General features: G+C 63.2%; 22 protein-coding genes and 3 tRNA genes. 16 read left to right on the top strand and 9 right to left on the bottom strand.

Annotated elements, in window-relative coordinates; all coding sequences use genetic code 11:
- Positions 1 to 53: 53 nt before the first annotated feature.
- From yidD to rpmH, 3 genes are read right to left on the bottom strand one after another with little or no spacing between them, the layout of a single operon-like run.
- A complete protein-coding gene (gene yidD / locus OOZ48_RS17530) occupies positions 54 to 287 on the bottom strand; it encodes a membrane protein insertion efficiency factor YidD (protein WP_269500111.1) in 234 nt (77 codons plus the stop codon).
- Entirely contained in the window at positions 284 to 640 is a 357-nt protein-coding gene (locus tag OOZ48_RS17525) for a ribonuclease P protein component (RefSeq protein WP_269500110.1), read from the bottom strand. Before OOZ48_RS17525 ends, yidD begins: the two co-directional genes overlap by 4 nt.
- A gap of 47 nt (positions 641 to 687) precedes the next feature.
- Positions 688 to 822 carry a 50S ribosomal protein L34 gene (gene rpmH / locus OOZ48_RS17520; RefSeq protein WP_003800771.1) on the bottom strand — a complete coding sequence of 45 codons (135 nt, stop codon included), beginning with the start codon at positions 820 to 822 and terminating at the stop codon, positions 688 to 690.
- 167 nt (positions 823 to 989) lie between these two features.
- On the opposite strand from rpmH, the gene dnaA reads away from it, so the two are divergent.
- From dnaA to gyrB, 3 genes are read left to right on the top strand one after another with little or no spacing between them, the layout of a single operon-like run.
- On the top strand, positions 990 to 2,390 hold the full coding sequence (gene dnaA / locus OOZ48_RS17515) for a chromosomal replication initiator protein DnaA (RefSeq protein ID WP_269500109.1): 1,401 nt from the start codon (positions 990 to 992) through the stop codon (positions 2,388 to 2,390).
- Positions 2,391 to 2,394: 4 nt separating this feature from the next.
- Positions 2,395 to 3,507 (top strand): DNA polymerase III subunit beta, encoded by a 1,113-nt coding sequence (gene dnaN / locus OOZ48_RS17510; RefSeq protein WP_269500108.1) that lies wholly within the window; start codon positions 2,395 to 2,397, stop codon positions 3,505 to 3,507.
- Positions 3,508 to 3,551: 44 nt separating this feature from the next.
- On the top strand, positions 3,552 to 5,993 hold the full coding sequence (gyrB, locus tag OOZ48_RS17505) for a DNA topoisomerase (ATP-hydrolyzing) subunit B (protein ID WP_269500107.1): 2,442 nt from the start codon (positions 3,552 to 3,554) through the stop codon (positions 5,991 to 5,993).
- Positions 5,994 to 6,023: 30 nt separating this feature from the next.
- Here the strand turns inward: gyrB and OOZ48_RS17500 are convergent, their stop codons facing one another.
- On the bottom strand, positions 6,024 to 6,944 hold the full coding sequence (locus OOZ48_RS17500; protein WP_269500106.1) for a M23 family metallopeptidase: 921 nt from the start codon (positions 6,942 to 6,944) through the stop codon (positions 6,024 to 6,026).
- A gap of 225 nt (positions 6,945 to 7,169) precedes the next feature.
- Here OOZ48_RS17500 and OOZ48_RS17495 point away from each other — a divergent pair, with 225 nt between their 5' ends.
- The gene (locus tag OOZ48_RS17495; RefSeq protein ID WP_269500105.1) at positions 7,170 to 7,670 is read left to right on the top strand and encodes a nucleoside deaminase; all 501 of its coding nucleotides are present in this window, start codon (positions 7,170 to 7,172) and stop codon (positions 7,668 to 7,670) included.
- 124 nt (positions 7,671 to 7,794) lie between these two features.
- Complete coding sequence (locus tag OOZ48_RS17490) at positions 7,795 to 8,328, top strand: PIN domain-containing protein (RefSeq protein ID WP_442867612.1); 534 nt, start codon at positions 7,795 to 7,797, stop codon at positions 8,326 to 8,328.
- Positions 8,329 to 8,330: 2 nt separating this feature from the next.
- On the opposite strand, the gene OOZ48_RS17485 is transcribed toward OOZ48_RS17490, so the two are convergent.
- The 3 genes from OOZ48_RS17485 to OOZ48_RS17475 form a co-directional block, all read right to left on the bottom strand.
- On the bottom strand, positions 8,331 to 8,726 hold the full coding sequence (locus OOZ48_RS17485) for a type II toxin-antitoxin system VapC family toxin (protein WP_269500103.1): 396 nt from the start codon (positions 8,724 to 8,726) through the stop codon (positions 8,331 to 8,333).
- The gene (locus tag OOZ48_RS17480; RefSeq protein ID WP_269500102.1) at positions 8,723 to 8,965 is read right to left on the bottom strand and encodes an antitoxin; all 243 of its coding nucleotides are present in this window, start codon (positions 8,963 to 8,965) and stop codon (positions 8,723 to 8,725) included. Before OOZ48_RS17480 ends, OOZ48_RS17485 begins: the two co-directional genes overlap by 4 nt.
- An 82-nt stretch (positions 8,966 to 9,047) precedes the next feature.
- Positions 9,048 to 9,482, bottom strand: coding sequence for a universal stress protein (locus OOZ48_RS17475; protein WP_269500101.1), 435 nt, complete (start codon positions 9,480 to 9,482; stop codon positions 9,048 to 9,050).
- Between the two features lie 223 nt (positions 9,483 to 9,705).
- Between OOZ48_RS17475 and OOZ48_RS17470 the strand changes: the two genes are divergently transcribed.
- The gene (locus OOZ48_RS17470; protein WP_269500100.1) at positions 9,706 to 9,903 is read left to right on the top strand and encodes a hypothetical protein; all 198 of its coding nucleotides are present in this window, start codon (positions 9,706 to 9,708) and stop codon (positions 9,901 to 9,903) included.
- Here the strand turns inward: OOZ48_RS17470 and OOZ48_RS17465 are convergent, their stop codons facing one another.
- Complete coding sequence (locus tag OOZ48_RS17465) at positions 9,904 to 10,527, bottom strand: Fic/DOC family protein (protein ID WP_269500099.1); 624 nt, start codon at positions 10,525 to 10,527, stop codon at positions 9,904 to 9,906.
- A 68-nt stretch (positions 10,528 to 10,595) separates the two neighbouring features.
- Here OOZ48_RS17465 and OOZ48_RS17460 point away from each other — a divergent pair, with 68 nt between their 5' ends.
- Entirely contained in the window at positions 10,596 to 11,651 is a 1,056-nt protein-coding gene (locus tag OOZ48_RS17460) for a metallophosphoesterase (protein ID WP_269500098.1), read from the top strand.
- Positions 11,652 to 11,915: 264 nt separating this feature from the next.
- Here OOZ48_RS17460 and OOZ48_RS17455 read toward each other — a convergent pair whose 3' ends face one another.
- Positions 11,916 to 13,094 carry a methionine aminotransferase gene (locus OOZ48_RS17455; protein WP_269500175.1) on the bottom strand — a complete coding sequence of 393 codons (1,179 nt, stop codon included), beginning with the start codon at positions 13,092 to 13,094 and terminating at the stop codon, positions 11,916 to 11,918.
- 381 nt (positions 13,095 to 13,475) lie between these two features.
- Here OOZ48_RS17455 and OOZ48_RS17450 point away from each other — a divergent pair, with 381 nt between their 5' ends.
- From OOZ48_RS17450 to OOZ48_RS17410, 9 genes are all read left to right on the top strand, one after another.
- The gene (locus OOZ48_RS17450; RefSeq protein ID WP_269500097.1) at positions 13,476 to 13,682 is read left to right on the top strand and encodes a cold-shock protein; all 207 of its coding nucleotides are present in this window, start codon (positions 13,476 to 13,478) and stop codon (positions 13,680 to 13,682) included.
- 498 nt (positions 13,683 to 14,180) lie between these two features.
- Positions 14,181 to 16,097, top strand: a complete 1,917-nt coding sequence (gene mnmG / locus OOZ48_RS17445) for a tRNA uridine-5-carboxymethylaminomethyl(34) synthesis enzyme MnmG (RefSeq protein ID WP_269500096.1) — start codon at positions 14,181 to 14,183, stop codon at positions 16,095 to 16,097.
- Entirely contained in the window at positions 16,094 to 16,765 is a 672-nt protein-coding gene (gene rsmG / locus OOZ48_RS17440; protein WP_442867609.1) for a 16S rRNA (guanine(527)-N(7))-methyltransferase RsmG, read from the top strand. The genes mnmG and rsmG overlap by 4 nt, the downstream gene beginning before the upstream one ends.
- Positions 16,762 to 17,562, top strand: coding sequence for a ParA family protein (locus OOZ48_RS17435; protein WP_269500095.1), 801 nt, complete (start codon positions 16,762 to 16,764; stop codon positions 17,560 to 17,562). Before rsmG ends, OOZ48_RS17435 begins: the two co-directional genes overlap by 4 nt.
- A gap of 43 nt (positions 17,563 to 17,605) precedes the next feature.
- Positions 17,606 to 18,538, top strand: coding sequence for a ParB/RepB/Spo0J family partition protein (locus tag OOZ48_RS17430; RefSeq protein WP_269500094.1), 933 nt, complete (start codon positions 17,606 to 17,608; stop codon positions 18,536 to 18,538).
- 228 nt (positions 18,539 to 18,766) lie between these two features.
- Positions 18,767 to 18,853: transfer RNA gene (locus tag OOZ48_RS17425), tRNA-Tyr, on the top strand.
- A gap of 71 nt (positions 18,854 to 18,924) precedes the next feature.
- Positions 18,925 to 18,998: transfer RNA gene (locus tag OOZ48_RS17420), tRNA-Gly, on the top strand.
- Between the two features lie 43 nt (positions 18,999 to 19,041).
- Positions 19,042 to 19,116 (top strand) — tRNA-Thr (locus tag OOZ48_RS17415).
- A 42-nt stretch (positions 19,117 to 19,158) separates the two neighbouring features.
- Positions 19,159 to 19,862: GTP-binding protein (locus OOZ48_RS17410; RefSeq protein ID WP_269500093.1), on the top strand; the 704-nt coding region annotated here is incomplete at its 3' end.

Here is a 19,862-nt window from a genome sequence, read left to right as displayed (position 1 = left end):
CCCATCAGTTTAACTTAGCTCTCCTGACTAGCGGATGAGCGCGTGCTGCGGCCTCATGCCCGCGGCGGGCGGGGCTCCGGCACCGGGTCGTGCCCGCCCGGGCAGCCCGGATGGCAGCGCGCGATACGCCGCACGCCCAGCCATAGGCCGCGCGGCACGCCGTGTCGCTCGATGGCCTCGATGGCGTAGGCCGAGCAGGTGGGCGTAAAGCGGCACTGCTGTCCCACCCAGGGACTGAGGAAATACCGGTAAAAGCGGATCGGCGCGATGAACAAGGCCTTGATCATGGCGCAATCCGGCGCAGCAGCGCATCGGCCTCGGTGCGCGCCCGGCGCTTGAGGACCGTCAGGCTGCAAGGTTCAGGCCGGGCGATCAAGCGAAACACCAGGTCCCCCGGCGGCAGTTCCGCGCGGCGCAGCCGGAAGGCCTCGCGCAGGACGCGCTTGAGCGCATTGCGGGTGACCGCCAGCGGCGCCTGCCGCTTGGGCACGATCAGGCCAAGCCGGGCCGGACCGGATTGCGGTTCGCGCGGCCGCATGACAACGAACATCGCCCCTCTGGCCACGCGCCGGCCTTTCAAGGCAGAAGCGTACTCCGAGGGGCGATGCAGCCGGGCCGCCGGTGGAAAAGCGGATGGCATGGCAGTCGGGCCGTCCGAGGGGCGGCCGTGCGGCGGTGTATCCGCGGTCAGACGGCGAGGCGCTTGCGGCCCTTGGCACGGCGCGCGTTGAGGACGGCGCGACCGCCTCGGGTCTTCATCCGCACGCGAAAGCCGTGGGTGCGCTTGCGGCGGGTGACGGAAGGCTGGTAGGTGCGTTTCATGGCAAATCCAAAAGAGCTAGGGCGTTAAATCTCGAAAAGCCCATTATTTCAGCAAATTCCCGCTGACAAGTCAAATATTTGGCGACCTTGCCCAGGGTTCCCATGGGGGCGCTGTGGATAACTTGCGACCGGAGAGGGTAGAATCGAGGTTTAGCGAAATGACCTCTATGAACGAATTTTGGCAGGCCTGCCTCCAGCAACTGGAGCAGGAACTCCCCCCGCAACAGATCAGCGCCTGGATCCGCCCCTTGGTCCCTCTCGAGTTCGACGAGGACCTGGCCGTGCTGCGCATTGCCGCCCCCAACCGCTTCAAGCTCGACTGGGTGCGCAAGAACTTCTCCGCCCGCATCGAGGCGCTTGCCAGCGACTGGTTCTCGCAGGCCGTCCAGGTCTGCTTCGAACTGCCGGCCAGCCCCGCCCGGGGCGCCGCACCCATGCGCGCCATCGCACCCAGCCCGGCGTCCGAGCCCCAGCCGGCCGCCCCCGCCCCGGCGCCCTCCGTGCCCGCCGCCGTCCAGGCCGCGGCCGAGGACGCCGTGCAGGACCGCTCGCGCCTGAACGTGGAACTGACCTTCGACAACTTCGTCATCGGCAAGGCCAACCAACTGGCCCGCGCCGCCGCCATGCAGGTCGCCGAAAATCCAGGCGTCTCGTACAACCCGCTGTTCCTGTACGGCGGCGTCGGCTTGGGCAAGACCCACCTCATCCATGCCATCGGCAACGCCCTGATCGCCAGCGGCACCAGCACCCGCGTGCGCTACGTCCACGCCGACCAGTACGTCTCCGACGTGGTCAAGGCCTACCAGCGGCGCGCCTTCGACGATTTCAAGCGCTACTACCATTCCCTGGACCTGCTGCTGATCGACGACATCCAGTTCTTCGCCGGCAAGAATCGTACCCAGGAGGAATTTTTCTACGCCTTCGAGGCCATGGTGGCGCAGCGCAAGCAGATCATCATCACCTCGGACACCTACCCCAAGGAACTGGCCAACATCGACAGCCGCCTGATCTCGCGCTTCGATTCCGGCCTGACCGTCGCGATCGAGCCGCCGGAACTGGAAATGCGGGTGGCCATCCTGCTGCGCAAGGCCCAGGCCGAGGGCATCACCATGCCCGAGGAGGTCGCGTTCTTCATCGCCAAGCACCTGCGCAGCAACGTGCGCGAGCTCGAGGGCGCCCTGCGCAAGGTCTCGGCCTTTGCGCGCTTCCACGGCCGCGAGGTGCTCACCGTCGAGGTCTGCAAGGAGGCCCTCAAGGACCTGCTGTCGGTGTCCAACAGCCAGATCACCGTGGAAAACATCCAGAAGACCGTCGCCGACTTTTATAAAATCAAAGTCGCCGACATGTATTCGAAACGGCGCCCTGCCAATATTGCCGTACCGCGCCAGATCGCGATGTACCTGGCCAAGGAACTCACCCAGAAAAGCCTGCCGGAAATCGGCGACCTCTTCGGAGGCCGCGACCACACCACGGTGCTGCACGCCGTGCGCAAGATCACCGACCTGCGCGGCAAGCAGACCGAGCTGAACCACGCACTGCACGTTTTGGAACAAACCCTCAAAGGATAAGAACATGCAACTCATACAAGCGACTCGTGACGCCGTGCTCAAACCCTTGACGATGGTTGTGGGGATCGTCGAACGCCGCAACACCTTGCCAATCCTGGCCAATGTGCTGGTGCGCAAGGACGGCGAACGCGTGGCCTTCGTCGCCAACGACCTCGAGGTCCAGATCACCACCCACGCCGCGTTCGGCGTGGGCGAGGAGGCCGCCGCGACCACCGTGGGCGCGCGCAAGCTGCTCGACATCCTGCGCGCCCTGCCCGAATCGGGCACGGTCAGGCTGGGCCTGGACGACGGCAAGCTGTCCGTCCAGTCCGGCCGCAGCCGCTTTGCCCTGCAGACCCTGGCCGCCGCCGACTATCCCACCGTGGCCCTGGCCGAGCAGTGGGAGGCCTCGTTCACGATGTCCCAGAAGGCGCTGCGCCACCTGTTCAACATGGTCCATTTCGCCATGGCCCAGCAGGACATCCGCTATTACCTGAACGGCCTGCTGTTCGTGCTCGAGCCCGGCCACGTGCGCACCGTGGCCACCGACGGCCACCGCCTGGCGCACAGCGGCACCCAGGTCGAGGGCATCGACACGCGCCATGACGTCATCATCCCGCGCAAGACGGTCCACGAAATGCAGCGCCTGCTCTCGGACGACGACGAGGCCGTGGTGCGCATCGACGTGGCCGCCACGCAGATCCGCTTCAGCTTCGACGACATCGAGGTGGTGTCCAAGCTGGTCGAGGGCAAGTTCCCCGATTTCACGCGCGTCATCCCCACCGGCTACACCCGCCACTTCAACATCTCGCGCGAGGCCCTGCAGGCCAGCCTGCAGCGCGCCGCCATCCTCACCACCGACAAGCTCAAAGGCGTGCGCCTGCAGCTCTCGGACCACCTGCTGCGGATTTCGTCCTCGAACGCCGAACAGGAAGAAGCCCGCGAGGAACTCGAGGTCGACTACGACAGCGAGGCGCTGGACGTGGCCTTCAACGTCAGCTATCTGCTGGACGTGCTGGGCAACGTCAAGGTCGACACCGTGCGCTGGTCGGTCCAGCCCGACGTCAACGCCTCGGCCCTGCTGACCCTGCCCGACGACGACGAATTCAAGTACGTCGTCATGCCGATGCGCATCTGACCACGCCGCGCCAGACCCACCACGGATTCAATCATAGGTTTCACATGCCAGAACAGACCTCCCAGAACGCCTACGGCGCCGATTCGATCAAGATGCTCAAGGGCCTCGAGGCCGTGCGCAAGCGCCCGGGGATGTACATCGGCGACACCTCCGACGGCACTGGCCTGCACCACATGGTGTTCGAGGTCGTGGACAACGCCATCGACGAGGCCCTGGCCGGCTATTGCGACGACATCGTGGTCGCCATCCACGCCGACAACAGCATTTCGGTCACGGACAACGGCCGCGGCATCCCCACCGCCATCCACAAGGACGACGAGCACCACCGCAGCGCGGCCGAAATCGTCATGACGGAACTGCACGCCGGCGGCAAATTCGACCAGAACTCATACAAGGTCTCGGGCGGCCTGCACGGCGTGGGCGTGTCCTGCGTCAATGCGCTGTCCGAATGGCTGCGCCTGACCATCTGGCGCAACGGCCAGGAACACGAGATCGAATTCCGGCGCGGCGAGCGCGTCGCGCCGCTAGCCGTGGCCGGTCCCACCGACCGCAGTGGCACGCGCGTCCAGTATCTGGCCGATTCCGAAATCTTTGCCAATATCGACTACACCTACGAGATCCTCGCCCGGCGCCTGCGCGAGCTCTCATTCCTGAACAACGGCGTCAAGATCCGACTGATCGACGAACGCACGGGCCAGGAGGAAAACCTGGCCTTCCTCGGCGGCGTCAAGGGCTTCGTCCAGTACATCAACCGCAGCAAGACCGTCCTGCACGACAATATCTTCGCCGTCAGCACCGAATCCGACGCGGGCGGCACCCGGGTCGGGGTCGAGGTCGCCATGCAGTGGAACGACGGCTATGCCGAGACCGTGCTGTGCTTCACCAACAACATCCCGCAGCGCGACGGCGGCACCCACCTCACCGGCCTGCGCGCCGCCATGACCCGGGTGATCAATAAATACATCGCCGACAACGAGCTGGCCAAGAAAGCCAAGGTCGACACCTCCGGCGACGACATGCGCGAGGGCCTGGCCTGCGTGCTGTCGGTCAAGGTCCCCGAGCCCAAGTTCAGCAGCCAGACCAAGGACAAGCTCGTCTCCAGCGAGGTCCGCCCCGCCGTCGAGGAGGCCGTCAGCCGCACCCTCGAGACCTGGCTGCTGGAAAACCCCAGCGACGCGCGCGCCCTGTGCGCCAAGATCGTCGAGGCGGCGCGCGCGCGCGAGGCCGCCCGCAAGGCGCGCGAGATGACGCGCCGCAAGAGCGTCCTCGAAGGCGCCGGCCTGCCCGGCAAGCTGGCCGACTGCCAGGAAAAGGACCCCGCCCTGTGCGAGCTCTACATCGTCGAGGGCGATTCGGCCGGCGGTTCCGCCAAGCAGGGCCGCGACCGCAAGTTCCAGGCCATCCTGCCGCTGCGCGGCAAGGTGCTGAACGTGGAAAAAGCGCGCTTCGACCGCCTGCTGTCCAGCGAACAGATCACCACCCTGATCACCGCCCTGGGCACCAGCATCGGGCCGGATTTCAACATCGATAAACTACGCTACCACCGCATCATCATCATGACCGACGCCGACGTGGACGGCGCGCACATCCGCACCCTGCTGCTGACGCTCTTCTACCGCCAGATGCCCGCCCTGATCGAGCGCGGCTACGTCTACATCGCCCAGCCGCCCCTGTACAAGGTCAAGGTCGGGCGCGACGAACGCTACCTCAAGGACGACGCCGAGGAAGCCGAATTCATGCTGCAGGTCGCCCTGAAGGACACCGTGCTGGTGCCCGCCGCCGGCGCCGAGCCCATCGACGGCGAGGCCCTGAACGCCTTGGCGCGCCAATACGTGCTGGCCGATGCCGTCATCGCCCGCCTGTCGCGCACGCTGGACGTCGAAGCGCTGTCGGCCATGGCCGAGGGCGTGGACATCAGCCTGACCGACGAGGCCGCCGCGCGGGCATCCGCGCAGCGCCTGGAACAGGCCCTGCTCGACCCGATGAATCCGGACGCCGTGCACGTCCAGGCCGAGCTCAACGAGATCGACGAGTCCTGGCGCATCGCCGTGCGGCGCATGCACTTCGGCAACGTACGCGTCAGTGTGTTCGACCGCGCCTTCGTGCGCGGCGGCGACTACGCCACCCTGGCACGCACCGCCAAGACCTTCCTCGGCCTGATCGGCGAGGGCGCCGCCATCCGCCGCGGCATCGGCGACAAGCTCAAGGAAAAGCCCATCGCCGACTTCCGCGAGGCCATGCAGTGGCTGCGCACCGAGGCCGAACGCGGCATCAGCAAGCAGCGCTACAAGGGTCTGGGTGAAATGAACCCCGGACAGCTCTGGGAAACCACCATGGATCCCTCGGTGCGCCGCCTGCTGCGGGTGCAGATCGAGGACGCCATCGCCGCCGACGAGGTCTTCGTCACCCTGATGGGCGACAACGTCGAGCCGCGCCGGGCCTTCATCGAGGCGCATGCCTTGCAGGCGGGGAATATCGACGTCTGATCATTTCGGCCTGCCCAGCATGGCAGCAAGTCACTGCGTGCGATCCAGCACCAGCAAGGGATCGATACGCATCTCGAACCATGTCATGCCCCAGTGCAGGTGGGGTCCGGTCGCACGCCCAGTCGCGCCCGCCAGCCCAATGATCTGGCCCTGACTCACTACGTCACCCACATGGACATCCAGGCGGGACAGGTGCAGGAAGTTCGAGCCGATGCCATAACCGTGGTCAATCAGCACCGTACCGCCGGTCAGATACAGGTCAGAATCGGCAAACACCACGCGGCCACTGGCTGGCGCCCTGACCGGTGTGCCGGTCGGGACAGCAATGTCCATGCCCGAATGCGGGGCACCTGGGACCCCGTTATAGATGCGCCGGCTACCGAAGCGCCCTGAAACGCGACCGTGCACCGGCCAGATGAAGGCCTCGGCAAAACCCGTCCCGGAATCACTGGTCGCACGTGCCTCGGCCACCCTGGCCTGCTCCCGACGAATCCGGGCCGCAACCTGCGGCGGAGGCGAGACAGTCTTGGGCGGCAGCCCGCTAACCCGCTCGACCGGCCAGTCGCGCGGCTGCACGGCCAGATTCACGGACAGGGCTGCGCCGCCGGGCGGGGTCACGCGCAGATGGAGGGGGCCGGTGGCATCGGCCGCGACACCAAACACCACAGTGCCATAGCCGGTGACGGCAAGCGTGCGCCCCTCATAGATCACCTCACTTTTGGGCGCTACCTTGCCGATCACCATCGCCCCCTGCTGCACCCGCAACGGGAAGACCACATCCTGGGCTGCAGCGCTGGCGCCATCCACCGGTGAAAGTAACAGCAGCGTCAGGCAACAGAGAACCAACGCCGGGTACCTGGTCCACACCACCCTGATCTCCGGCATCCAAGCCCATCGCCTGACGCAACAACGTATCGAAGAAGTATTCATCACCATCAGAATCGACACCATGAGAACCGCCGCACCAACGTGCATCGACGAGTGTAAGCCGTCTCGCCATCAAGATCATGTTGCCCAACCACCTGGTAGAGAACCGAGATTTCCATGGCATGAGCTTCAGCCTCGAAGCCAAGGCCCTGGTCGAAGGGCATATCTTCATCCACGACCAACGCCGGATGACACGCGCAACAGAGACTGGTAGGGTATGGACATCATGGATGTTCAGGAGATGGGCTGATGATCAATGAACTTGACCGCAAGCACCTGCGCCGCTGCGTGGAACTGGCTGCGGAGGCGCTTGAGGCTGGCGACGAACCCTTTGGGTCGGTGCTGGTGGCAGCCGACGGGCAGGTCTTGTTCGAGGATCGTAACCGTGTCTCGGGTGGCGATCACACCCGGCATCCCGAATTCGCAATCGCGCGATGGGCCGCGCAGCACATGCGCCCGGAGCAAAGGGCCGGGGCGACGGTCTACACATCAGGCGAGCATTGCTCGATGTGCGCAGCGGCCCACGGTTGGGTCGGGCTGGGCAGAATCGTGTATGCAAGCTCCTCCGAGCAGCTACACGGTTGGCGCCTGGCTCTGGGCGCCCCTTCCTCGCGCGTGCGCACCCTGCCCATCGGTGAAGTCATCACGGATACTGTCGTTGACGGACCAGATGATGAACTCTCCGAGCAGATCCATCAGCTCCACATCAAGCGGCAGCAGAAAAGGTCAGCACAAAACGGGCAGGGTTAGTCTGCTCGGGATGAAGGAGCCCGCAACCCACCCGTTCTATTGCGTCACCCAAAGGACCAACTTTTGCGGAAACCAGCACACTGCGTCCGCCCCGCCCTTCGTGGTCCTCGATGCCTGCGTGCTGATGTCCACGGTGCAGCGCCAATTGCTGCTGCGTGTGGCCGGCCAGGGTGTATTCCAACCGGTCTGGACCGAACGCATCGGCGAAGAATGGCGCCGCAACGCGGCGCGCCTGTGGCAGATTCCGCCTGAAAAGCTGGCGGAACAGTGGAACGCCATGAACCAGCGTTTCCCCGGCGCCATGGAGGCCCACACAGAGCCCTATGAGATCGGGTTGCGCTACAGCGACCCGAAGGATTTTCACGTGATCGCGGCCGGCCTGGCACGGCGCGCGCGCTGCGGTTTGCAGCGCCCTCCCGCTGTGCGGGTGATGACATGGAACCTGAAGGACTTCAATCGATCCGAATTGCGGCGCCTGGGACTTGATGCATATTCCCCCGATCAATTGCTGGCCGACTGGTGGCGGGCGGGATCATCACGCCTGCAAGCCGCCGTGCAGGCCGTCGCCGCCGATTCTGTGGCGCTGGGTCGCGCCCCCGAGCCGCTGGCCGATACCTTGCAGCGCGAGCGGCTCCATCGCCTCAAGCTCTTGTCGTAACGTCATTCGTCTTCCCAGTTTTCAACAACCAAGCCAGGCACTCTGGAAAATTCGCGCACGTTGCGCGTGAGGAGTATCAGGTTTCGTGCGCGGGCTTGGCCTGCAATCAGCACATCGTAGGGACCGATAGGCGTGCCAGCATTGGCGAGCAGGGCGCGGATTTCACCGGCGTGCCGAGCATCATCTTCTTCAAGCGGCAGTATCTCGAATCGCAGCGCGTCGATGCGCGCCAGATTCTCTGCAGTGCGCCGGCCCTTGTACGCACCGTAGAATAATTCATGCGACACGATGGACGGAAGCCCGAAATCTGCGGGCACATGTTTGCGTAAACGCTGCAACAGGGTGGGCGTGCCTTTCAGGATGGCGATGACGGCGTTGGCATCCAGCAGATACTTCATTTGAAGATATCCAGCTCCGGTCGGGATTGTTCACCGGGTTGCTCCAGCACGGCCTGCTCGAACTCCGCATCTACCGGGCCGGCCACGGCGGCCAGCCAATCCCAATCGTTGGCTACCGGTTCCAAAATGACTGACGTGCCCTGACGGCGAATGCGGACTTCGTCGACATCGAATCGGAATTCTTTGGGTAGGCGGATGGCCTGAGAGCGCCCAGTCCAGAAAATCTTGGCGGTTCGCATAGTGGCTGCTCCCTTGGGTTGATGGTATTGGTATGTATCAATGCTATATACCATAGCATGCTGGGACTATCTCGACAAGGCCTCACGCCTTCGGCACCTTCACCAACAACACCGGACACTCGGACAGCGACAGCACACGCCCCGCCACCGAACCGATCACCGCGTCCAGCAGCACGCCGCGGCCGTGCGCCCCCATGACGATCATGCGGGCGCCGGCCTTCTTGGCGAAATCGACGATCTCCTGCGGCGCGAAGCCGATCAGGGAGTGGGTTTCGAACGGAATGTCTGCCGCCGCCAGGACATCAGTCGTGGGGTCCAGGACCTTGGCGGCTTCCTCGGCATACCAGCTGTCGACGGAATCCTTGTCCACGAAGCGCGTCACCCGTGCGGGCAGCGCCGTGGACACATGCAGGACGTGGACCGTGCCGCCGTCCGGCAGCAGGCCTCCTTGAGTAATGAATCGGGCGGCCTCCAGGCTGTAGCTGGATCCATCGGTTGCCAAAACGATATCGGACATTTTTCCCCCTGTCTGTCGAAGGTCGCACAGGATATGCGACCCGGGCTCATAATCCATTCTAGTGTTGCCCGGGCAACTCGTGGAATCGCTTCATCGCACTTTTCTGTCCTGGCTCAAGGTCCACCCTGCCCGTCGACCGGTAGTGTCGCGTAACAGCACGGTTCCTGCGCCAAATGCCCAATAAAATCCGATTCCGGACAAGCCCGCACGGTATAATGAATCCATGACCTCCAGCGTCCCGACCTTTACGCCTATCCAGGCGCCCGCCGATCCGGCGGACCATCTCCGCATCATTCGCGCGATCGCCAGTTCCACCGCCATCGAAACCGGCCAAGCCATCCAGGACATCGAATCCCGCCTGCTGTCACGCGACAGCCGCTACAGCGGACTGGAGCTCGCACTAGCGGCGGCCAAGGCCTGATCAAACAGGCGCCGGCCCCAGCGCTTCCCCGACCTTGGCGCACATCGGCGCATAATCTTCCGCCATCCCCGACTGGATGGCGTGGATGTAGCCCGTCCGATCGGCCTCCCAACTGCTGTAATCCAACGGTCCCCATCCGGCCTGGCCGGCCATGACATCGGCCATCATGCGCGAGAGGCGCCCATTGCCCTCGCGAAACGGGTGAATCAGGATGAACTCCACGTGCGTCACGGCGATCGCCTCCTCCAGGGCGGCGCGATTCATTCCGGTGCACGGTGTATAGCGGGATAGGTGGCGGCGTTCGAATTCCTCGAGCAGTCCGGGAATCCGGTCGGCCGCGGCAAACGGAAAACCGTCCTTGCTCATATTGACCGAGCGCTCGAAACCCGCCCAGGGATACAAGTTGCCCAGCCACCGCCGGTGCCATTCCCGAATCAGGCGCACGGTGATCGGCCCCTTGACCGGATGCTCGCGCAGCACCGAGAAATAGAGCTTGCGCAGCAGTATCAGCTCGGCCTCGTCCATATCCTGGCGACGCACGATACCCAGCTTGTTGGCCAATACCTCGCCCTCGGATCCCTCCTGGTAGGTGTTCTGCTGGCCGCTGACCTCATACCGGCTCATGGCAGGCTCCTTTTCAACCCGGATACCACCCCATTGTCCACAATCCCAAGCCATACGAAAATAGATCGATGAACGACACCCTGCTCCAGACCATACCCGAAGAGCCACTGGCGATCATCGGCGACATCCATGGCGAGATCACTGCGCTGAATGCCTTGCTTGACCAGCTGGAGCAAGATCCGGGCCCGGGCCGCCGGCTGGTCTTCATCGGCGACCTCTGCGACCGCGGCCCGGACAGCATCGCCGTCATCGACCGGGTGCGCTCGCTGATCGAGGATGGCAAAGCCCTGGCGATTCTCGGCAATCACGAAATCAATCTGCTGGCCAACGACGCCAAGGATGGCTCGGGCTGGTATTTCGACGCGCGCGAGCTCCCGGACCGGCCGTTCTACGCGCCATTCACGCGCGCGACACCCGAGCAGCGCCCGGCGATCCGCGAGTTCTTTGCCGGCCTGCCCCTGGCCTTGCAAAGCCCCTCCCTGCGCATTGTGCACGCGGCCTGGGATCCACCGTCCATCGACGCCATCGCCGACGTGCAACGAGGCCGACTGGTCGACGCCATGCATCACTGGAATGAACGCGTGCGCGCCGCCGCGCAGGTCGACGGACTATACGAGCGTTATCTGGAGGAAAAATCACGCTGGGCCGCCCAGCTCGAGGATCCGGACAACCCCCCGCCCTACCTGCATGCGGTTGCCGACTATGAAATGCTGGAACAGCGACTCAATCCGGTCAAACGCCTGACCTCGGGCATCGAGGAACGCAGCACCACGCCGTTTTATTCCGGCAATCGTTGGCGCTATTCGGACCGTACCGCCTGGTGGAACGATTATGAGGGCACCCAACCGGTGGTGATCGGCCACTATTGGCGGATGTTTGACCTCCCGCCCCGCGCCAAGGCCTCGCGCTACAGCCTGCTGTTCGATGGTGTGGCGCCCACCGCCTGGCACGGGCGTGGCCAACGGGTCTTCTGCGTGGACTATTCGGCCGGCGCCCGCTGGCGCGAGCGCAAGGCAAACGGCAGCGCCGGCCGGACCCGGTTCAGATTGGCGGCCCTGCTGTGGCCGGAACGGTGCCTGGTCTACGACAACGGCGATCGACATCCGACCCTAGGGCCCGCCTGAAACCGCTACAGACCGCCTGTGGATAAGGCCTAAGGACGGGTTCTGTGGAATTCATGTTCGTAATGTGTTCACAACGCCGCTGGAATCCTGTCATGGAAAATCGATCCCCAATCCGTCCTAGTCCCACACACAACTTCAACCACAGGGTTTTCCGACATAAGCATTTGATTTTTAATGATAAATAGACTTGTTCTACTTATCCACAGGGTTCCATCATCATTAACGGTTTTATAAAGACATTAGTACTAAAAAACCGCAAGACCCTCACGCAGCCACGCCCGGGACGGCCCTCAGGGCCTCCACGGCACGATCCAGGGTGGGGTCCTGTTTGGCAAAGCACAGGCGCAACAATCGGTGGTTGGCCTGGGGCGCATTCGGATCCTCGTAGAAGGCCGAGACCGGAATGGCGCCAATGCCGTGGTCGATCGTCAAGCGACGGGCCAGCTCTTTTTCCTTTGAATCGCCCAGCGCCGAGGTATCTACCAAGAGGAAGAACGTGCCTTGGGACTGCAAGGGGCGAAACGCGGAGCCTTCCAGACCGGTTTTCAGGCGATCGCGCTTTTGCTGATAAAAGGTGGATAGCTGTTCCAGCCGCGCATGCTTGCGCAGGTAATTGGCCAAGCCGTGCTGCATCGGCGTCGGGACCGAGAACACCATGAACTGGTGAACCTTCCGGATTTCGGCCGATAGGGATTTTGGGGCACATAGGTAGCCGATCTTCCAGCCCGTGGCGTGAAAGGTCTTGCCGAAGGACGAGATCACCACAGAGCGTTCCGCGAGCGCGGGCCGGCTGGCGAGGCTGCGGTGCGATTCACCATCGAACACGATGTGCTCATACGCCTCATCGGACAGCAGCAGCACGTCATGCCGGGAGGCGATGCGCTCCAGATGAGCCAGATCGTCGTCGGACAGGATCGTTCCAGTCGGGTTGTTGGGGAAATTGAGGACGATCATCCGGGTCTTGGGGCCGAGGGCACCCTCCAGCGCGTTCCAATCCATGGCAAAGCGCGGCGTGTCCTGGGTTGGCGGCATCATCGGTACGCGCACCACGGTACCACCCGCAAGGCGGATGACCGGCGCGTATAGGTCATAGGCGGGATCGATGAGTATGACGTCGTCGCCGGGATGAACCAGGGCGGTGATCGCGGATGCCAAGGCTTCGGTTGCGCCTGAGGTTATGGTGATCTCGTCGCCGGGGTCATATTCGTGTGCTTGCAGGCGGGCCATCTTTTCCGCCACGGCTTCTCTCAAGACGGGTACACCTGCCATCGGCGCATATTGATTGTGGCCCGCCAACATGGCCTCATTCACGCACTGAATCAGCAAAGCATCCGGGTTGTAGTCGGGAAAGCCCTGCCCCAGATTGATGGCCTGGTGATCCAGAGCCAGCTGGCTCATCTCGGTGAAGATGGTAATGCCCACGTCGGGCAGTTTGGATTTCATATTGGCGGTCCTGCCGGAATTGAATGAGGAATGGATGTCTGGATAATGTGAAAGAAGAGAGCTATGTTGTTTTTTGTCCGAAATCAGCGTAGATCGGTAAATAGTGTGTAGTGTCCACGCCTGGACGAATACAATATAGCTCGGGAATTTGCTGTACAAGTCGCGGTGCCGTGTGTGCTTGCACTTGGCGGCGGGATTCCTAGGGGTAAACTATGATTTGAATTTACATCAAGGCATGGTTATGCTCCCTGTTGCAATGGAATTCAAGCAGTACGCGGGTTTCGCTTTAGTCTTGCCGGTTTGGTTTTATTGGGCACGATCTGTTTCGTTTCAGCGTTCTTGATTCATTGTGTACCTTTATTTTTATGGACGTTTCAGATCATGGCTCAAACGGGCAAAGTCAAGTGGTTCAACGCCGAAAAGGGTTTCGGTTTCATTACTCCCGACCAAGGTGGCGCTGATGTGTTCGCGCACTTTTCGGCAATCGAGGGCCGCGGCTATCGCAGCCTGAACGAAGGCCAGGCGGTCGAATTCGAGGTCAAGGACGGCCCCAAGGGTCCGCAGGCCGCCGAGATCCGCCCTCTCTGATTTTCAGGACGGTTTCGCGCCGAGGCACCCTACGGGGTGCCTTTTCTTTTCTGGCCTTATCGATGCCCTGCCGAGTTAGTGCGCTTGGCTGCAGGGCAGTATTTGTCCACTTGTGCTGCACAGCTTATTCACAGGCTTATACACAGGCACGCATTAAACAATCTTTAGTGTTCTATGCCAGTGCGGTGGATGTTCCACGTGAAACACTTTCCCCTGCTATCGGAGGCGATGTGTTCCACGTGAAACATACGCATCAATTGATGCGCGATTCAGCTTTAACGGATATGTTCCACGTGGAACATCCATTCAGATACGGAAAGAAAAGAATTGCGTTCCTGTGGTCGGCAAGTAGCGAAGTATAATTTCCACCTTCCTTGCGCCGCTTATGCCTGGCGCCTGGTGTAAGGTTTGATGATTTCAATGTCTTGATCGCTGCTAGTGTATGACCGAGACAGGCTCATGGCGGATCGCTCCCATGCTTTCCGTGAAAATTGATAGATGAACTACTCTGAAGAATTCGATGTCATTGTGGTCGGTGGCGGCCACGCAGGAACCGAAGCAGCGCTTGCTGCGGCGCGTACCGGTGCGTCCACGCTTCTGTTGACCCACAATATGGATACTCTGGGACAGATGTCTTGTAATCCGTCGATTGGCGGGATAGGCAAAGGACATCTGGTCAAGGAGGTCGACGCCCTGGGTGGCGCGATGGCCCTGGCAACCGACTTGGCGGGCATCCAGTTCAGGATCTTGAATCGTTCGAAAGGACCTGCGGTCCGGGCGACTCGGGCCCAGGCGGATCGATCCCTCTATCGCAGGGCCATCCGGATGACCCTGCAATCACAGCCGAATCTGACGATCTTCCAACAGCCGGTCGATGATTTGGTGCTCGAGGGCGATCGCGTCGTGGGCGCCCGGACCCAGATCGGGTTGATCTTTCGTGCGCGGGCCGTTGTATTGACGGCGGGTACCTTCCTCAATGGGCTGCTTCACGTGGGGTTGTCCCATTATTCGGCCGGCCGTGCGGGGGATCCTCCGGCCATCAGTTTGGGCCAGCGTCTCAAAGAGCTGCAATTGCCGCAAGGGCGCCTGAAAACCGGCACGCCGCCGCGGATCGACGCCAAATCCATCGACTTCTCGAAGACAGAGATGCAGGCTGGGGATACGGATCCGGTTCCTGTTTTTTCCGCCATGGGACGGGCGGACATGCATCCCCCGCAAGTGCCGTGCTGGATCACCCACACGACCGAGAGATCCCACGACATCGTACGCTCTGGGCTCGATCGTTCGCCCATGTATAGCGAAGAGGGCACTATTGAGGGGGTAGGGCCTCGGTACTGCCCATCGATCGAGGACAAGATTCACCGGTTTGCGGACAAGGCCAGCCACCAGGTTTTCCTGGAACCCGAGGGCGCGTCTTCTTGCGAGATCTATCCCAATGGAATCTCGACAAGCTTGCCATTCGACGTCCAGATTGCTCTGGTTCGCAGCCTGCCTGGCCTGGAGCAGGCGCGCATCATGCGCCCAGGCTACGCCATCGAGTATGACTACTTTGATCCCCGTCATCTACACCCGTGGCTTGAAACCCGTTCCATCCACGGCCTGTTCTTTGCGGGGCAGATCAATGGAACCACGGGGTACGAGGAGGCGGCCGCCCAGGGCTTGCTCGCCGGCGTGAATGCCGCTTTGCAGGTCAAGGGCGAGACGCCCTGGGCGCCTGCACGCCACGAGGCCTATATCGGGGTTCTGGTCGATGATCTTGTAACGAAAGGCGTAACTGAACCTTACAGAATGTTTACTTCGCGGGCCGAATATCGTCTGAGCCTGCGAGAAGACAATGCCGATTTGCGCCTGACCGAGGCCGGACGCCGGCTGGGGTTGATCGATGACGTCCGTTGGGACGCCTTTTGTCGCCGTCGCGACAGCGTGGCGGCGGAAGTCGAACGACTGCGCGACACCCGCATCAATCCCAGGGTCCTCGGCGCACACGTGCTGGAGGTCCTGCCCGGCCAACGCGTCGACCGGGACTACACCCTATACGACCTGCTCAAGCGGCCGGACGTCGGTTATGGGCAGCTCATGGCGCTGTGCGACGAGCAGGGCGAGCTCATCGCGGGGCCGGGCCTGACGGACGCCGCCGATGCCGAGCAGGTTGCCATCCAGGTGAAGTACGCGGGCTATGTCGAGCGGCAGGGCGCGGAGATCGAACGGCAGCAGGCGCACGCCAGCCAGGCGATCCCCGAGGATTTCGACTACGACCAGGTTCCGGGCCTGTCGAACGAGGTCCGTCAGCGGCTGAAGCTCGGCCGTCCCGCCGACATCGGGCAGGCGGGACGGATCTCCGGCGTCACGCCGGCCGCGATCTCGCTGCTGCTGGTACACCTGAAACGGTGGCAACACCGGCGCCAGGCCGCATGACGGGCCCGTCGGGGGACTTCCTGCCGCGCCTCGAGGAGGCCTTGCGCGCGCTGGGCATGGTGGGCGACCTGCGGCATGCGCCCCTCATGCTGGGCTACCTCGAACAGCTGCAGCGCTGGAACAAGGCATACAACCTGACCGCCATCCGGGATCCGGCACAGATGCTGGTCCAGCATCTGTTCGACAGCCTGGCGGTGGTGCCGCCGCTGCGGGCCTTGCAGGGACAGGAGAGCGCCACGCGAATCGCCGACATGGGCTCGGGGGCCGGCTTGCCGGGTATCATTCTGGCAATCTGCCAACCGCAATGGCGGATCGTGTGCGTCGATGCGGTCCACAAAAAGACCGCCTTCATCCGGCAGGCCGCGGGCGTCCTGGGATTAACCAATGTGACGGCCGTGCACGGGCGGATCGAGGCGATCGAGCCCTTAGGGGCGGATCTCGTGATTTCACGCGCCTTTGCCTCCCTGGCGGACTTCGCCGCGCTGTCGGGGCGACATCTGGTGGCGGGCGGCACGATGGCGGCGATGAAGGGTCGATTTCCCGAGGACGAGGTCGCGGCCCTCGAGGCGGACACCGAATGGAGGGTATCCGGATCCGTCGAATTGCGGGTGCCGGAACTGGATGCGCAACGTTGCCTGATCTATTTAGGTTCAAAAGGAAAAGAATGACAGCCGATAGCCCGACGCCGACCGCACGCGTGTTCTGCATCGCCAATCAGAAGGGTGGGGTGGGCAAGACCACCACCGCCATCAACCTGGCGGCCGCATTGGCCATGCACGGACAGCGCGTCCTGCTGGTCGACCTGGATCCCCAGGGCAATGCCACCATGGGCAGCGGCATCGACAAGAACCAGGCCCAGATCAATCTGTACCAGGTCTTGATCGGCGAGGCGGACGTCGCATCGGCGCGCGTGCGTTCGGAATCCGGCGGCTATGACGTGCTGCCGGCCAATCGCGAGCTGTCGGGCGCGGAAATCGATCTCGTCCAGATGCCGGATCGCGAACGCCGCCTCAAGGACGCCTTGCAGGCCGTGAGCGCGGACTATGACTTTGTGCTGATCGATTGCCCGCCCACGCTGTCGCTGCTGACGCTCAACGGATTGTCCGGCGCGCATGGGGTCATCATCCCCATGCAGTGCGAGTATTTTGCGCTGGAGGGGCTCTCCGATCTGGTCAATACCATCAAGCGCGTCTACCGCAATCTCAACCCGGACCTCGAACTCATCGGCCTCTTGCGGGTCATGTTCGATACCCGGATCACCCTGCAGCAGCAGGTCTCGGACCAGATCCGCTCGCATTTCGGCGACAAGGTGTTCAAGACCGTGGTGCCACGCAACGTCCGCCTGGCCGAGGCGCCCAGCTACGGCCTGCCGGGGGTGATCTACGACAAGTCCTCGCGCGGCGCCAAGGCCTATCTGGAGTTCGGCGAGGAACTCATTGCCCGCGTGAAAGCCGGCCGCGCCTGAGGCGAGGCCCGGCGCCACGGAACAAAGACCCAAGGAACAGACAATGGCTACACGGAAAAAAGGATTGGGACGGGGCCTGGACGCCCTGCTGGGCGCGGATACCGGCGCCCTGGACCAGATGGGCCGCAAACCCCCCGAAAACCTGCCGAGCACGCTCGACGTGCGCCTGCTGCGGGCGGGCCGCTACCAGCCGCGCACCCGCATGGACGAGGGCGCACTGAACGACCTGGCGGAATCCATCCGCACGCAGGGGATCATGCAGCCGATCCTGGTGCGCGCCCTGGGCGGCGAGGACGCCGGCCATTACGAAATCATCGCCGGCGAGCGGCGCTTCCGCGCCGCCCAGATCGCGGGCTTGCGTGAAATCCCCGTGCTGGTGCGGGAGGTCGCGGACGAGAACGCCGCGGTCATGGCACTGATCGAAAACATCCAGCGCGAGGACCTCAACCCCCTCGAGGAGGCCCAGGGGGTGCGCCGGCTGCTCGACGAGTTCGGCCTGACCCACGAACAGGCGGCAACGGCCATCGGCCGCTCGCGCTCGGCCACCAGCAATCTGCTGCGGCTGCTGAACCTGGCCGAGCCGGTGCAGACCATGCTGCTGGCGGGCGACATCGACATGGGGCACGCGCGCGCCTTGTTGGCGACGTCGGCGGCGCAGCAGATCATGCTGGCCAACGAGGTCATCGCTCGCCGGCTGTCGGTGCGCGAGACCGAAAAGCGCGTCGCGCGAGTGCTGCGCGAGGAGGACGACGCCGCGGTCCGCGCCACGACGGCACCGCGCCGCGCAGCCGTGCGCAATGGCGACCTCGAGCGCATGGAAAAGGCGCTCTCCGACCACCTGGCCACCCGCGTGCGGATCAAACCGGGGGCGCGCAAGGGCGGTCAGCTGATGATCGATTTCCATGACTGGGAACACCTGGACGCCCTGCTGGAGCGCCAGGGCCTGTCGGGGGTTCTGGGAGAGCAGGGGGCCTGAGGTCAGGTTCTTGGTTCTTGAGGCGCGGCGGATGACATAAAGTTTTTTCCGCCCCTCCGGACGGTCCGGCCTGCGGCCGGGCAGTCCCGGCGCAGCCGGGACCGGGTGAGCTTCGCCGCATACCCCAGGCACAGACCGCGAGCATCCCCTCGCGGGCACCCGCCAACCCAGGCAAGGGTTTACCTTGACAGCCTCAAAAAACATCTGCATAATCCGGAATTCGCTTTTGGTGGGGTGCCCGAGTGGTTAAAGGGGGCAGACTGTAAATCTGTTGGCCTTGCGCCTACGTTGGTTCGAATCCAACTCCCACCACCAAAGCACGCGATCGGTGGCGCCTGGCTGAACGAATAGGGCGATCGATCCAAAAAAAACGGGTGAATTGAATCGCGGGTGTAGCTCAATGGTAGAGCAGAAGCCTTCCAAGCTTATGACGAGGGTTCGATTCCCTTCACCCGCTCCAAGCGGAATCCGTGCGCGGAGGCAGTTCGCCGCAACGAATTAACGCCCATGTGGCTCAGTGGTAGAGCACTCCCTTGGTAAGGGAGAGGTCATGCGTTCGATCCGCATCATGGGCACCACAGATTGACAGTATTGCTCTATTCCACAGTCAGGAGTCAGCCATGGCAAAAGGCAAGTTTGAACGGACCAAACCGCACGTCAACGTAGGGACGATTGGCCACGTTGACCACGGCAAAACGACGCTGACGGCGGCGATCACGACGGTGCTGGCCAAGGCTGGCGGCGGCGAGGCCCGTGGCTACGACCAGATTGACAACGCGCCCGAGGAAAAGGCGCGCGGGATCACGATCAACACCTCGCACGTGGAATACGAGACGGCCACGCGCCACTACGCGCACGTGGACTGCCCGGGCCACGCGGACTACGTGAAGAACATGATCACGGGTGCGGCGCAGATGGACGGCGCGATCCTGGTGGTGTCGGCCGCTGACGGCCCGATGCCGCAGACGCGCGAGCACATCCTGCTGTCGCGCCAGGTGGGGGTGCCGTACATCATCGTGTTTTTGAACAAGGCCGACATGGTCGACGATGAGGAGCTGCTCGAGCTGGTCGAGATGGAGGTTCGCGAGCTGCTGTCGAAGTACGACTTCCCGGGCGACGACACGCCGATCATCAAGGGCTCGGCCAAGCTGGCGCTCGAGGGCGATGAGGGTCCGCTGGGCTCGCAGGCGATCATGGAGCTGGCGGCGGCGCTGGACTCGTACATTCCGACGCCGGAGCGCGCGGTCGACGGCACGTTCCTGATGCCGGTCGAGGACGTGTTCTCGATCTCGGGCCGTGGGACGGTGGTGACGGGCCGTATCGA

Source organism: Castellaniella sp. S9, assembly GCF_027257175.1.
Lineage (GTDB): Bacteria > Pseudomonadota > Gammaproteobacteria > Burkholderiales > Burkholderiaceae_B > Castellaniella.
This window is presented reverse-complemented; position numbering and strand designations above follow the sequence as displayed.